Here is a 14,744-nt window from a genome sequence, read left to right as displayed (position 1 = left end):
CCCGTCGACCTGCGTGGTCGGCGGGCCCCCTCGCGTGTGCTGTTCGGGCCGCACGAGACCAACCTCGGGAACGCGGCCCGGGAGATCACCGACCGGCACGTCGCCTACTACGCCGCCCGGGCCGCGGGGGGCGCCGGGATCGTCGTGACCGAGCCGGCGTCGGTGCACGCCTCGGATCATCCCTACGCTTACGCCCCCGCCGCCTTCCCTGCCGCCGCGCCGCAGGGCCCTGCTGCACGGTCCGGCCCTGCTGCACGGCCCGGCGCTGACGCGGCGGCGTGCGTCGAGCTGCAGCTCAGCGGGAGTCGTGGATCTTTCGGGCCCGCTGAGCTGCATCTCGGCGACCGGGACGGCGCGCGGGTGCCCGCCGCGGAGGGGTGGGCGGCGGTCGTCGCGGCGTGCCGGCCGCACGGGACGCTCGTGCTCGCCGGGCTCGCGCACGCCGGTGGGCAGGGCAGCTCCGCGCACTCCGGGCACCCGCTGTGGGCGCCCTCGTCGGTGCCCGACGTCGTGTCCCGCGAGGTCCCGGTCGCGATGCGGGTCGCGGAGATCGACGCGGTGGTCCGCGGCTTCGCCGATGCGGCCCGCGCGGCTGTGGACAGCGGTGTGGACGGTGTGGAGATCTCCGCCGGACAGCACTCGCTGCTGCGCCAGTTCTGCTCCGGCCTGACCAACCACCGCGACGACGCGTACGGCCGCGACCGTGCCCTGCTGCTGCGCGAGATCCTCGACGCCGTGCGGGCCGCGATCGGACCGGACCCCCTGCTGGCGGTGCGGCTGTGCGTGGACGAGCTCGCGCCCTGGGCCGGCGTCACCGGTGACGACGGCCTCGCCCTCGCCCGGGCCGTCGCCGACCGGGTGGACCTGCTCGTCCCGGTCGTCGGGAGCGCGCTGTCGGTCGCCGCGACCCGGCCGGACCTGCACACGCCCGAGGCGTTCCTCCGGGGCCGGTGCGGCGGGCTGCGGCGCGCCATCGCCGGGGCGACGACGGTCGTCCTGGCCGGCAGCGTCGCCACCCCAGCCCTCGCCGAGGAGGTGCTGAGCAGCGGCGACGCCGATATCGTCGAGATGACGAGAGCGCAGATCGCGGACCCGCGGCTCGTCGCGCTGGCCCGGGCCGGGACACCGGAGCGGATCCGGCCGTGCCTGCTCACCAACTCCCTCGCCGCGGCCCGGGACCCGCGCAACCCGGTGGTCGGCGACGAGCTGGAGCCCCGGTCGGGGCACGAACGGACCGACCCGGACCCGGAGCCGCACACGGTCCCGCCGCGTTCCGCGGAACGCGCCCCGGAGGGGGCCGCCGGTCCTCGGGCGCGTTCCGCGGAACGCGGTCCGGAAGGGGGCACCGGGCTACCGGAGCGTTCCGCGGAACGCGCCCCGGAGGGCGTCGCCGGTCGACGGGTGCGTTCCGCGGAACGCGGCACGGCACCCCGGCGGGCGGTGCTCGTCGTCGGAGGAGGGCCCGCGGGGCTCGAAGCGGCCCGGACGCTGGCACTGCGCGGACATCCGGTCACGCTGCACGAGCGCGCCGACCGGCTCGGCGGCCTGCTGCCCGCGGCAGCGGTGCTGCCCGGCCGGGACCGGCTCGCGCTCGCGGCGCCGTGGTGGGCCGCGGAGCTCGACCGGCTCGGCGTCGACGTCCGGCTGGGGTCCGAGGTGGACGCCGCGACGCTCGCCGCCGCCCGGGAGCGGGGTGTGGCGGTGGTGCTCGCGACCGGATCCCGGTCGTCGCCACCGGTGGTCGACGCGGACGTCCCGGTGCTCGCCGCGGCGGAGCTCTGCGGCGGGGTGGCGCGGTCAGCCGGTGTCGTCGCGGCCGGTGCCGGGCGTGGTGTCCCCGTGGATACGGGTGTCCCCGTGCATGCGGGAGTCGGCGGGCGTGCGGGCGTCGGCGATCCCGTCGCGGACCGCGCGGCGGACCACGTGGTAGAGGACGTAGAAGAACGCGAACGCCAGGACCAGGTAGAGCAGAATGCCGACGACCTCCATGGCGGGCACCGTAACGCGGTCGTCGCGGTGCTCGCCTCCGCGCGTGTTCCGCGGAACGCACCGGTGCTCGTCGTCGACCCGCTCGGGGACTGGACCGGGCCGGGGGTCGCGGAGCTGCTCGCCGGAGCCGGGTACCGGGTGGTGCTGTCCACCCCGGACGCCGTCGCCGGGCACCAGCTCGGCCGTTGCGGGGACATGGCCGCGGCGAACGCGCGGCTGGAACGGGCCGGTGTCCGGCGGGCGTTGTTCACCCGGCCGGGAGCGGTGCGCGGCGGGGTCGCTGAGCTGGTGGACGTCCACACCGCTGCGGTGACGACCGTGCCGTGCGCGGCTGTCGTCGACTGCGGACCGCGGCTGCCGCAGGATGCGCTCCCGGCGCTGCCCGGCTGTCACCTCGCGGGGGACCGGGTCGCGCCGCGGACGCTCGCCGAGGCGGTGCGGGAGGGGCGGCGGGCCGCGTTCGCTCTCGCGGAGGCGGAGGCGGAGGCGGAGGCAGACGCAGAGGCGGACGCGACGGCGGGCGTCACCGCCCGCGCCGGGGCACGTGACACGGCCGCGGCGCAGGAGTCCGCGGACGGGGAGATCCCGCGGCCCCGGCTCGGCGACCCCCTGCGCCTCGGCCCCACCACGCTGCGCAACCGGATCGTCTTCACCGCCCACCTCACCGGCTTCGCCGAGGGCGGCATGCCGACCGACCGGCACACCGCCTACTACGCGGCCCGCGCCGCGGGCGGCGCCGGACTGGTGATCACCGAGGAGCACGCCGTCCACCCGTCGGACCGTCCGTACGAGCGGCTGATCCGCGGTCACGACCCGTCCGTGCTGCCCGGCTACCGCGCCCTCACCGACGCGGTGCACGCCCACGGCGCGCTCGTGCTCGCCCAGCTCAACCACAACGGTGCGCAAGGGTCGGGGATGTACTCGCGTGCGGCCGTCGTCGGGCCGTCGGCGCTGCCCGACCCGATGTTCCGGGAGGTCCCCGCCGAGCTCGACGCCGCCGGGATCGGGGAGATCGTCGCCGCGTTCGCCGACGTCGCCGCGCGCTGCGTCGCCGGCGGGTTCGACGGCGTCGAGCTCCAGTGCTCGCACGCCTCTCTGCTGCGGTTGTTCCTCTCCCCGGCCACCAACCACCGCACCGACGCCTGGGGCCGCGCCCGGGCGAAGGTGGTGCTCGACGTCGTCGCCGCCGTCCGCGCCGCGATCGGCCCGGGCCCGGTGCTGGGCCTGCGGATCGGCGTCGACGAGCGCATCGAGGGCGGCATCACCCCCGCCGACGGCGCCGACCTCGCCCGCCGGCTCGCCGCGACCGGGCAGGTCGACCACCTCAACACCTCGATCGGGGTCGCCACCTCGACGCTGCACCTCATCGAGCCCTCCATGCACACCCCGCCGGGTTACGCCGGGCACCTCGCCGCGACCCTGCGCCGCACCGTCCGGGCAGCCGGGGTGCACCTCCCGGTGATCGGGGTCGGCCGGTTCACCACACCCGAGCAGGCCGCCGCGGCCCTCGCGCGCGGCGAGTGCGACCTCGTCGGCGTCGCCCGCGGGCAGATCGCCGACCCGGCTTCGCGACCAAGGCTCTCACCGGGCGCCCGGTGCGCCGCTGCGTCGGGTGCAACCAGGACTGCATCGGCCGGGTCGGGCTGAACCTGCCGCTGGGCTGCGCGGTCAACCCGGCCGCGGGACGCGAGCGGCTCGTCCCGATCGCCCGGTCCGCCGACCCCGGACCGGGGCGGGTGCTCGTCGTCGGGGCCGGGCCCGCCGGGCTCGCCGCGGCCGCCTCGCTCGCCGGACGTGGGCACCGGGTGCTGCTCGCCGAACGCGCGGGCACCCCCGGTGGGCGGCTCGCCCTCGCGGCGACGGCGCCCGGGCGGGCCGAGCTCGGCCACGTCGTCGCCGACCTGCTGCGCGAGGTGCACACGGCCGGGGTCGAGGTCCGGTACGGCACGACCGTCGACCGCGGTCTCGTCGACGAGCTGGACCCCGCGGCGGTCGTCGTCGCCACCGGGTCGGTGCCCGCCACCCCGCCGTGGGACCCCGAGCGGCTGACCGCCGCCGCGGACGACGTGCTGGCCGGGGTTCGCCTGCCTGCGGGCCCGGTGCTCGTCGTCGACGAGCTCGGGTTCCACCAGGCCACCTCGGTCGCCGAGCTGCTCGCCGCCCGCGGGCACGCCGTCGAGATCGTCACCCCGGCGCTGGTCGTCGGGCAGGACCTCGGGCTCACCCTGGACCGCGAGGGGTTCCGCCGCCGCGCGCACGCCGCCGGGATCCGCTGCAGCACCGACCGGGCCGTGCTCGGGGTGCTGCGCAGGGGTGAGCAGAGCGCAGGGGGGCCGGGCTGCGCAGGAGGACCGGGCTGCACCGTGGAGCTGCTGCACCACCCGACCGGTCGCACCGAGCGTCGCGAGGTCGGCGCCGTCGTTGCCGCGACGGCCACCGTCCCCGCCACCCGCCTCTGGACCGCACTGGCCGACGGACCGTGGCCGGTGCACCGCATCGGCGACGCCCTGGCCCCGCGCCGGTTCGACGCCGCGATCCGCGAGGGGACGCTGCTCGACCTGCATTCGGCTCCGGTCCCTGCTGTCGCGCCGTGACCACCGCCCCGGCGCGCCGGCCGAGCGGCCTCCGGGCTGCCGGGTGGCGTAGTCCTCCTCGCGGCGACCGCGCCGCACCGGACCGGGACCCGACGGGCAGGCTGGGACCGTGCTGCTCGCGGATCTCACCTGGCCCGACCTCGACCCGGCCGCGGCGTACACGGTGCTCGTGCCGGTCGGCTCCACCGAGCAGCACGGCCCGCACCTGCCGCTGGGCACCGACACCGCCGTCGCCTCGGCGGTCGCCGCGGCGCTGCACGACGCCGACCCGGGACTGGTCCTCGCCCCCGCGCTGCCCTACGGCGCCGCGGGCGAGCACGAGGGCTTCCCCGGCACCGTGTCGATCGGGGAGGACGCACTGCGCACTGTGCTCGTCGAGTACGGCCGCTCGGCGTGCCGGTGGGCGTCGAGGCTGGTGCTGCTCAACGGGCACGGCGGCAACGTCGCCGCGCTGCGGTCCGCGGTGACCCTGCTGCGCCACGAGGGCCGCGACGCCGGCTGGCTGTCCTGCCTCGCCGACGTCCCCGGCGTACCGCTGGACGCCCACGCCGGGCGCTACGAGACCTCGCTGCTCACCCACCTGCACCCCGGGACGGTCCGCGCCGACCGCGCCGAGATGGGCGACACCCGGCCGCTGCGCGAGGTCATCGCGGAGCTGCGGGCCGGGGGGATCGCCGCGGTCAGCCCGAACGGCGTGCTCGGCGACCCGGCCGGGGCGTCGGCCGAGGAGGGCCGGCGCCTGCTCGCGGCGATCACGGCGACGGCGTCGGCGGCCGTCACCGCCTGGGACCCCGATCCCGGCACCGGCGTCTCCGCCCGCCGCGGGCGTAGCGAGGGGTCACCCCGCGGCGTGCACCAGCAGGGGCACGAGCTGCTCGGCGGTGGTGAACGAGCCGTGCTGACCGGGGAACGTCGACAGGAACGGCTCGGCCTCGGTCCGGACCACCGCCGCCATCCCGTGCATCGCGACGACGACGTCGCCGATCCGGTCGAGCACCCGGTCGGCGACCGGGCCGAACCAGCCCCGGGCCACCGCCTCCTCCCGGGTGACGACGGACGCGTCGTCGCCGAGCACGGCCCGCCAGGCGGCGAGCACGTCGGCCGTCGCACCGGGTCCGGTGTAGACGTGCCGGGCGCGCGGGTCCCCGCCGAGCAGCGCCACTCCGTCGGTCAGCGCCGGGGTGGTGTCGGCGTCGACGGTCCGGTCGACGGTCACCATGCCGTGGTCGCCGGTGACGGCCAGCAGCGTGCCCGCGGGCAGCTCGGCCAGGAGCATCCCGAGCAGCGCGTCGACCTGGCGCAGCTGCCAGCGCCACGCAGGCGTCCCGGGGCCGTACAGGTGGCCGACCTTGTCGAGGTCGGCGTGGTAGCCGTAGACCAGCCGGGGCCCCGGCCCCTCGACGCCGGCGAGGATCTCGACGGCCAGGTCGCCGAGCGCGGCGACCCCGCGGTACTCGCCGCCGCGCAGCCCGGACCGGGTCAGCCCGGACGTCCGGAACTCCAGCGGTGACACCGACCGCACCGCGACGCCCGCCGCCGCGGCGCGCTCCAGCACCGTCGGCTCCGGCTGCACCCGCTCCGGGACGAGCGTCGTCCGCAGGTCTCGGCGACCCGAGGACCAGCCCAGCGCGTCGAGCAGCTCCCCGTCGACGCGGAACCGCAGGCCCAGGGTGCCGTGCGCGCCCGGGGGCAGCCCGGTGCCGAGCGAGGTCAGGCTGATCGGCGTCGTCGAGGGGAAGCCGACGGTCAGCGGCCCGGCGTCGGCGAGCCCGGCCAGCACCGGCGCGTCGTCGGCGTGGGCGCGCAGCAGCTCGTGGCCGAGGCCGTCGACCAGCAGCAGCACCGCGGCCCGGGCCTGCGGCAGCACGAACGCGGGCGGCCGCTGGTCGAGCGGGGCGCCGATCGCGTGCGTCAGGGTGGGCAGGACGTCGGCCAGCGTCGCCGAGCCGTAGCGGGGGAGGACCTCGGACATGTCCGGGAGTCTGCCCCGGCCGGGCCCGGGCGGACCACGCCGATCGGGCAGGTGCGGGTGTCGACCGGCCACGCCCGGGGATGGAAGGCTCCCGCAGGTGACCGTCGCCCGGACCGACCCCGACCGCCCGTCCACCGGGGAACCGGCCGGCCCGGCGGACCGCAGGCTCCCGGACGGCTTCCGGGTCGTGCTCGACCGGCGCACCCGACGGCTCGACGGCGGGGCGGCCCTGCTCGGCGGCGCCCCGCCCCGGCTGGTGCACCTGTCCGCGCGGGCCCGCGCGCTGCTGCCCGCCCCCGGGCGCCCGCTGGTCGTCACCGGCCCCACCGAGCGGTCCCTGGCCCGCACCCTGCTCGACGCCGGGCTCGCCCACCCCCTCACCGACGCACCGGCCGGGGTCACCGCGGCCGAGGTGACCGTCGTCGTCCCGGTGAAGGACCGCCCGCTGGACCGGCTCCTCGCCGCGCTGGCCGGGACCGGGGTGGCCGGCCCGATCGTCGTCGACGACGGGTCCGCCGACCCGGCACCGCTGCGCCGCGCCGTCGATCGGGCCGGGGGGACCGTGCTGCGGCACGCCACCCCGCGCGGCCCGGCAGCCGCCCGCAACGCCGGCCTGGCCGCCGCGACCACCCCGTTCGTGGTGTTCCTCGACTCCGACGTCGTCCCCGAACCCGGCTGGCTGCCCCCACTGCTCGCCCACCTCGCCGACCCCGCGGTCGGCCTCGTCGCACCGCGGATCGTGGCGCTGGACCCGGAGCGGGGCGGTGGGCTGCGCGGGGCCGTCGGGCGCTACGAGGCGGTGCGGTCGTCGCTGGACCTGGGCCCCGACCCGGCACTGGTCGTGCCGCGGTCCCGGGTCGCCTACGTGCCGAGTGCGGCGATGCTCGTGCGGGTGTCGGCGGTCGGCCCGGTCGCGTTCGACCCGCGGATGCACGTCGCGGAGGACGTCGACCTCGTCCTGCGCCTGCACGACGCCGGCTGGGCGATGCGCTTCGAGCCCGTCTCCCGCGTCGCCCACGACCACCGCACGCACCCCGGTGAGTGGTTGCGGCGCAAGGCGTTCTACGGCACCGGGGCGGCGCCGCTGGCGCGCAGGCACCCCGGCGCGGTCCCGCCGCTGATCCTGTCGCCGTGGACGGCGGCGGTCTGCCTGCTCCTGCTCGTCCAGCGGCGGTGGGCGACGGCGCTCGCCGCCGTCGTCACCGGCGTCGCGACCGAACGGCTGTCCCGCGCACTGCCTCGGCTCGCGCGGCCGCGGCGCGGTGCGGCGCTGCTCACCGCGCTCGGCCTGGCCGGGGCGCTGTGGCAGACGGCGTCGGCGCTGACCCGGCACTTCTGGCCGGTCGCCGCCCTCGGCTGCCTGGTGTCGCGCCGGGCCCGCCGCGCGGTCGTCGTGGCGGCGCTGGCGGAGGGGCTGGCCGACTGGTGGCGTCACCGCGACCGTGACCCGAGGGTCCGCACCGGACCGCTGCTGCACCTGCTGGCGCACCGGCTCGACGACCTCGCCTACGGGGCGGGTCTGTGGTGGGGGGCGGTCGAGCACCGGACCGCCGCCCCGCTGCGTCCGGCCGGCCCTGGCGCCCGACGCTGACACAGGTTAGGCTTCCCTGACCTGCGACGTGGAACCACTCCGTCCGGGCTGGTCTGAACGGGTGATTCGTGTTGCGTCACGGATCCGTTTCTGCGGGCGGCTCTCGCCTGCGTTCTCCGCGCCTGCGGTTGCGCACGACAGGCTGTCGCCGTGACGTCGGCGACACGCCATCCGACCTCCGCTCCGCCCGCTCCGGGCTCCTTGCACCCCAGGAAGATCGGGAGTGTGATGTGGGCGCCGCCACACGAGACGTGCGGCAACTTTTCCGGGCGCGCCGGCGTGGTCGCGAGTCAGGCGACGGCGAACGGCGTTCCTCGGACGGAGTCCCCGGTCAGACCCCCGCGCTTCGGAGCGTGCGTGGTCGCGTACGAGGAGTGAGAGTTCATGACAGAGGTCCGGGTCACCGTCGACGGCGTGAACTACGCCGACGACGTCGAGCCCCGCATGTTGCTCGCGCAGTACCTGAGGGAGACGCTGGGCAAGACGGGGACGCTGATCGGCTGCGACACCAGCAACTGCGGTGCCTGCACGGTTCATCTCAATGGACAGAGCGTGAAGTCCTGTTCGGTGCTCGCGGTCCAGGCCGACGGCGCCGAGGTCACCACCATCGAGGGCCTCGCCCGCGACGGTCAGCTGCACCCGGTGCAGGAGGCCTTCCGCGAGTGTCACGGCCTGCAGTGCGGGTACTGCACGCCGGGAATGATCATGGCTGCGGTGGACCTGCTCGGGGACAACCCCGACCCGTCCGAGCAGGAGGTCCGCGAGGGCATCGAGGGCAACCTCTGCCGCTGCACGGGCTACCAGAACATCGTGCGCGCCGTGCAGACCGCGGCGAAGAACATGAAGCCGGGAGTCGCCGCTGCGCCCTCCGGCCAGGCCGCCCCGGTCGCGGGAGGTAACTGACGTGACGACGACCGCCGAACCCACCACGACCGGCGAGATCGGCAAGGCCCGGGTCCGCAAGGAGGACCAGCGCCTCATCACCGGCCGGTCCCGCTACACCGACTCCATCACCCCTCCGGGCACCGTCCACATCGCCGTCGTCCGCTCGACGATCGCGCGGGCGACCATCACCTCGATCGACAAGTCCGAGGCCGAGAAGGCCCCGGGTGTGTTCGGCGTCTACACCGCGGCCGACCTCGGTGCGGAGGAGGTCGGCATGCCCTGCGCGTGGCCGATCACCCCGGACCAGAAGGCCCCGCAGCGCCCGGTGCTCGCCGTCGGCCGCGTCAACTTCTCCGGTGAGGGCGTCGCCGTCGTCGTCGCCCGGTCGGCCGCCGCCGCGCGCGACGCCGCCGAGCTCGTCGAGGTCGACTACGAGCCGCTCGAGCCGGTCCTCGACATGGAGGCCGCCGCGCAGGACGGCGCCGAGCTGGTCCACCCGGACCTCGGCACCAACGTCTCCGCGACCTGGGTGTTCGACTCCGCCGCGGCCGGCACCGGTGCCGACGTGGCCGAGGCCATCAAGGCCGCCGAGGCCGACAGCGACTCCGTCGTCGTCCGTCGCCGCTTCCGTCAGCAGCGCCTGATCCCCGCGTTCATGGAGCCTCGCTCCTGCGTCGTGGACCCGACCGGCGAGCAGCTGACGATCTGGGCTGCGACCCAGGTGCCGCACATCCTGCGCACCATGACCACGGTGACCCTCGGGGTGCCGGAGTCCAAGCTGCGCGTCATCGCCCCCGACGTGGGCGGCGGTTTCGGCGGCAAGATCGGTGTGCTGCCCGAGGAGATGCTCTGCGTCCTGCTGGCGCAGAAGCTGGGCAAGCCGGTCAAGTGGACCGAGACCCGCAGCGAGTGCATGCTCACCGCGCACCACGCCCGGGACCAGATCCAGGACCTCGTGATGACCGCCAAGAAGGACGGCACCATCACCGGGTTCGACGTCCACCTCTACGCCGACATGGGCGCCTACCTGGGCCTGGTCGGGCCGGGTGTGCCGATCCTCGGCGCGTTCATGTTCAACGCCATCTACAAGATCCCCGCGCTGAAGTTCACCTGCTCCAACGTCTTCACCAACAAGACGCTGACCGACGCCTACCGCGGCGCCGGCCGTCCCGAGGCGACCTTCGCCGTCGAGCGCATGCTCGACGAGCTGGCCGTCGAGCTCGGCCGCGACCCGATGGAGCTGCGCGAGCAGAACTGGATCAAGCACGAGGAGTTCCCCTTCACGACCGTCGTGGGCCTGACCTACGACACCGGCAACTACGAGCAGGCCACGCAGCGCGCGATGGACCTGTTCGACTACGCCGGTCTGCGCCGTGAGCAGGAGGAGCGCCGCAAGTCCGGTGACCCGGTCCAGCTGGGCATCGGCATCTCGACCTTCACCGAGATGTGCGGTCTCGCCCCGTCCCGCGTGCTCGGCTCGCTGGACTACGGCGCCGGCGGCTGGGAGGCCGCCAGCATCCGGATGCTCGCCACCGGCAAGGTCGAGGTCACCACCGGTGCCTCCGCCCACGGCCAGGGCCACGAGACGGCGTTCTCGCAGATCGTCGCGGACAAGCTGGGCGTCGCGTTCGAGGACGTCGAGATCCTGCACGGCGACACCCAGGTGGCGCCGAAGGGCCTCGACACCTACGGCTCGCGCTCGCTGGTCGTCGGCGGTGTCGCCATCGTCAACGCCGCGGACAAGGTGATCGAGAAGGCGACGAAGATCGCCGCGCACCTGCTCGAGGCCTCCGAGGACGACATCGAGTTCGCGAACGGCCAGTTCACCGTCCGCGGCACCGACAAGGGCAAGGCCATCCAGGAGATCGCGTTCGCCGCGTTCATGGCGCACGACTACCCGGAGGGCATGGAGCCGTCGCTGGACTCCGACGCCGTCTTCGACCCGGAGAACTTCTCCTACCCGCACGGCACCCACCTGGCCGCGATCGAGGTCGACACCGACACCGGCCGGGTGAACCTGCGCAAGTACGTCTGCGTCGACGACATCGGCAACGTCATCAACCCGCTGATCGTCGAGGGCCAGGTGCACGGCGGTCTTGCCCAGGGCATCGCGCAGGCGCTGTTCGAGGAGGCGAACTACGACGACCAGGGCACCCTGGTCAACGCCACGTTCGTCGACTACACGATCCCGTCGGCGGCGGACCTGCCGAGCTTCACCACCGAGACGGTCTCCACCCCGGCGACGAGCAACCCGCTCGGCGTGAAGGGCGTCGGCGAGGCGGGCACCATCGCCTCGACCCCGGCGATCCTCAACGGTGTGCTGGACGCGGTGCGGCACCTCGGCGTCGACGAGATCGAGATGCCGACCACCTCGCAGCGCGTGTGGCGCGCCCTGCAGGTCGCCAAGGGCAGAGCCCGCAGGAGACCCCGAGCGACACCCACTCCCCCGGCGCCGGCCTCGGCTCCATCGACCCGAACAACCCCAAGGGAGAGGTCCAGTGATCCCGGCCAAGTTCGACTACGTCCGGCCCTCCTCGGTCGAGGAGGCCGTGACGGCCCTGCAGTCCGCCGGTGAGGACGCCAAGATCCTCGCCGGCGGCCAGAGCCTGCTGCCGGTGCTGCGTCTGCGGATGGCCGCGCCGAGCACGATCATCGACCTCGGGGGCATCCCCGAGCTCAAGCGGATCGGCGAGGACGACCAGTACGTCATGGTCGGCGCGATGGCCACCCACCACGAGGTCATGCGCAACGACCTGGTGAACAAGCACGTCGAGCTCATCGCCCGGGCGACCGAGACCGTCGCCGACCCGCAGGTCCGCCACCGCGGCACCCTGGGCGGCGCGCTCGCGCACGCCGACCCGGCCGGTGACCTGGGCGCGGCCGCCCTGGCGCTGGACGCCGAGTTCGTCATCCTGGGTGCCGGTGGCACCCGCCTGGTGACCGCGGCGGACTTCTTCCAGGACTACTTCACGACCGCGATCGGCGAGGGCGAGATCCTCACCATGATCCGGTTCCCGAAGTACACCGGCTGGAAGAGCCACTACGAGAAGTTCAACCGGGTCGCCCAGGCGTGGTCGATGGTGGCCGTCGCCGTCGCGCTGAAGGTGGACGGCGGGACCATCACCGAGGCCCGCGTCGGACTCACCAACATGGGCAGCACGCCGATCCGGGCGACCGGTGTGGAGCAGGCCCTGGTGGGCAAGTCCGCCGGTCCGGACGTCGCGAAGGCCGCGGCGGAACACGCCCTGGAGGGCACCTCCGCTCCGAGTGACGCCGACGCCGCCGCCGACTACCGTGAGCACCTGGCGAAGGTGCTCACCGGTCGTGCGGTGCTGGCCGCCGCCGGCTGACGAACCAGAAGCACGCCGACGCCGGCGCCGGTTCCGGGTTCCCGGACCGGCGCCGGTGTTCGTTCGAGGAGGCTTGGAAGACACATGCAGCTGGAGAACAAGTTCACGATCGCCGCGCCGATCGAGGACGCCTGGAAGGCGCTCAACGCCCCGGAGCTCATCGCGCCGTGCTTCCCCGGGGCGACCCTCACCGAGTACGAGGGCGACTCGTTCCAGGGCACCGTCAAGGTCAAGCTCGGCCCGATCTCGCTCACTTACAAGGGCAAGGGCACCTACATCGAGCGGGACGACGCCAACCACAAGGTCGTCATCGACGCGTCCGGCCGCGACGCCCGCGGCAACGGCACGGCCAAGGCCATCGTGACCGGCACGATGGTCGCCGACGGCCCGGACAAGACCTCGGTCACGATGGTCACCGACATGACCGTCACCGGCCGCCCGGCGCAGTTCGGCCGGGGTGTCATCTCCGACGTCGCCGACAAGATCATCGGCCAGTTCTCGAGCTGCGTCGCGGACAAGCTGACCGGGCCCGGCGGGGCGTCGTCCAACGGTGCCGGCCCGAAGCACGCGGCCGACGAGACCAGCCCGATCCCGGCGGTCCCGCCGGCTCCGGGTGAGCAGGCCGCTCCGACGCCGGTGAAGCGCACCTACCAGCCGCAGAGCAGCCCGGTCGAGGCCATCGACCTGCTCGACTCGGCGGGTGCCCCGGTGCTCAAGCGCCTCGCGCCCGTGCTGGGCGGCATCGGTGCGCTCGTGCTGCTGTTCGTGCTGGTCAAGCGCCTGCGCGGCGACTCGAAGGGCTGAGTCCCCCGCAGGTTCTTCCGGGCCGGTACCGCGTTCCGCGGTGCCGGCCCGTGGCGTTGCGGGGCAGGATGGTGCGGTGCGAGCGGGTGAGCGGAACGGGCTGACCGACGTCGAGGGCCTGCGGGTCGGGCACGCGGCGGTGAGCGGGCCGGGCGCCCGCAGCGGGACGACGGTGGTGCTGGCTCCGCCGGGCGGCACGAGCGCGGGTGTCGACGTGCGCGGCGCCGCGCCCGGAACCCGGGAGACCGACCTGCTCGACCCGGTCGCGACGGTCCAGCGGGTGCACGCCGTCACCCTGTCCGGGGGCAGCGCGTTCGGTCTCGACGCCGCCTCCGGGGTGATGGCCCGGCTGGAGCGCGACGGCGAGGGCTTCCCCGTGCCCGGCGCCGTCGTGCCGATCGTGCCGGCCGCGGTGGTGTTCGACCTCGGCCGCGGTGGCGACGCCCGTGTCCGCCCGACCGCCGACACCGGCGCGGCCGCCTACGACGACGCGCACGCCGGGCCGGTCGTCCAGGGCTCGGTCGGGGCGGGCGCCGGCGCGGTGTCCGGTGGGCTGCGCGGCGGCGTCGGCTCGGCGTCGGCGGTACTGACCGAGGGCTCCGCCGCCGGGACGACGGTCGCGGCCCTGGTCGTGCTCAACTCGGCCGGTGCGGCGGCGGACCCGGCCACCGGTGCGGTGTACGGCGCCCGGCACGGTCTTCCCGGCGAGTTCACCGTCGGGGTGGCTCCGGCCCTCGCCCCGCCGGAGCGGCTCACGGAGCTGTACGCGGGGCACGTGAACCCGCTGGGGACGGCGACGACGTTGGTCGTCGTCGGCACCGACGCCGCCCTGGACAAGGTCGGCTGCACCCGGCTGGCCACGATGGCGCACGACGGCCTGGCCCGGTCGATCTCCCCGGTGCACACGATCCGCGACGGCGACTGCGCGTTCGCGCTGGCCACGGGAACGCGGTCCGCGCCGGACGCGACCGGGGTGTTCGCGTTGCAGGCGGCCGCGGCGGAGGTGACGGCGCGGGCCGTGGCGCACGCCCTGATCGCGGCGGAGGCGGCGCCGGACCGGCCGTCGTACTCGTCGCTCGTGGCGGGTCGGTGAGCGCGCCGAACCCGTGGCTGGGACGCCCGCGTGCGCCGCGCCCGCCGCCCGCGCCGGACCCGGACGCGGTGCGTCTGGTGGGGCTGCCCCGGCGGCGGGCCGCGGCCCGGGCGGTGAACGACGTGGTGCGGGGCGTGGACGTGCGCGCGTTCGGCGACGGCTGGACCGTGTCGTTCCTCAGCGGCCACTACACGCTGTGCCACACCCTCGACGAGCTGCTCGACGCCGTCGCCCCGTCCGGGGAGCGGGAGCTGCTGCGGGCGACCGTGCTGGCCGCGGCCGACGGGAGCGCGGGCCGGGACTGACCGGCCCGGCCGTCGGACGCCGCCGCCCCGGCCTGCGGTGCGGTCGGGACGGCGGCGCCGCGCCGCGCCGTGCCGTGCCGTGCCGTGCTGTGCCGTGCCGTGCCGTGCTGTGCCGTGCTGTGCCGTGCTGTGCCGTGCCGTGCCGCGCCGCGCCGGGCCGG

10 protein-coding genes and 1 pseudogene are annotated in these 14,744 nt (G+C 75.5%); 10 read left to right on the top strand and 1 reads right to left on the bottom strand.

Translation table 11 applies throughout. The annotated features are described in order from the left end of the window. Nucleotides 1–36 precede the first annotated feature (36 nt). The 3 genes and pseudogenes from KPL57_RS53690 to mftE all read left to right on the top strand — a co-directional run. Complete coding sequence (locus tag KPL57_RS53690; protein WP_226358089.1) at nucleotides 37–3,636, top strand: NAD(P)-binding protein; 3,600 nt, start codon at nucleotides 37–39, stop codon at nucleotides 3,634–3,636. Beyond that, a complete protein-coding gene (locus tag KPL57_RS53685; protein ID WP_226358088.1) occupies nucleotides 3,585–4,583 on the top strand; it encodes an FAD-dependent oxidoreductase in 999 nt (332 codons plus the stop codon). The genes KPL57_RS53690 and KPL57_RS53685 overlap by 52 nt, the downstream gene beginning before the upstream one ends. Before the next feature lie 109 nt (nucleotides 4,584–4,692). Beyond that, nucleotides 4,693–5,322, top strand: a pseudogene (mftE, locus tag KPL57_RS53680) (mycofactocin biosynthesis peptidyl-dipeptidase MftE); the annotation flags it as partial. Nucleotides 5,323–5,421: 99 nt separating this feature from the next. On the opposite strand, the gene KPL57_RS53675 reads toward mftE, so the two are convergent. Then, nucleotides 5,422–6,555, bottom strand: coding sequence for an alkaline phosphatase family protein (locus KPL57_RS53675; RefSeq protein ID WP_226358087.1), 1,134 nt, complete (start codon nucleotides 6,553–6,555; stop codon nucleotides 5,422–5,424). 97 nt (nucleotides 6,556–6,652) lie between these two features. On the opposite strand from KPL57_RS53675, the gene mftF reads away from it, so the two are divergent. The 7 genes from mftF (at nucleotide 6,653) to KPL57_RS53640 (ending at nucleotide 14,583) form a co-directional block, all read left to right on the top strand. Beyond that, nucleotides 6,653–8,146, top strand: a complete 1,494-nt coding sequence (mftF, locus tag KPL57_RS53670) for a mycofactocin biosynthesis glycosyltransferase MftF (RefSeq protein WP_226358086.1) — start codon at nucleotides 6,653–6,655, stop codon at nucleotides 8,144–8,146. A gap of 384 nt (nucleotides 8,147–8,530) precedes the next feature. Then, nucleotides 8,531–9,049, top strand: coding sequence for a (2Fe-2S)-binding protein (locus KPL57_RS53665; RefSeq protein WP_020626510.1), 519 nt, complete (start codon nucleotides 8,531–8,533; stop codon nucleotides 9,047–9,049). A 1-nt stretch (nucleotide 9,050) separates the two neighbouring features. Next, entirely contained in the window at nucleotides 9,051–11,606 is a 2,556-nt protein-coding gene (locus tag KPL57_RS53660; RefSeq protein ID WP_226358085.1) for a xanthine dehydrogenase family protein molybdopterin-binding subunit, read from the top strand. Beyond that, the gene (locus tag KPL57_RS53655) at nucleotides 11,530–12,381 is read left to right on the top strand and encodes a xanthine dehydrogenase family protein subunit M (RefSeq protein ID WP_226358084.1); all 852 of its coding nucleotides are present in this window, start codon (nucleotides 11,530–11,532) and stop codon (nucleotides 12,379–12,381) included. The genes KPL57_RS53660 and KPL57_RS53655 overlap by 77 nt, the downstream gene beginning before the upstream one ends. 84 nt (nucleotides 12,382–12,465) lie before the next feature. After that, nucleotides 12,466–13,185 (top strand): SRPBCC family protein, encoded by a 720-nt coding sequence (locus KPL57_RS53650; RefSeq protein WP_226358083.1) that lies wholly within the window; start codon nucleotides 12,466–12,468, stop codon nucleotides 13,183–13,185. Nucleotides 13,186–13,261: 76 nt separating this feature from the next. After that, a complete protein-coding gene (locus KPL57_RS53645) occupies nucleotides 13,262–14,278 on the top strand; it encodes a P1 family peptidase (protein ID WP_226358082.1) in 1,017 nt (338 codons plus the stop codon). After that, nucleotides 14,275–14,583 carry a hypothetical protein gene (locus KPL57_RS53640; protein WP_226358081.1) on the top strand — a complete coding sequence of 103 codons (309 nt, stop codon included), beginning with the start codon at nucleotides 14,275–14,277 and terminating at the stop codon, nucleotides 14,581–14,583. Before KPL57_RS53645 ends, KPL57_RS53640 begins: the two co-directional genes overlap by 4 nt. Nucleotides 14,584–14,744 lie beyond the last annotated feature (161 nt).

The sequence above is a fragment of the Pseudonocardia sp. ICBG601 genome, assembly GCF_020496245.1.
Note: the sequence above shows the minus strand (reverse complement) of the source record. Positions and strands in the feature narration are given on the sequence as shown.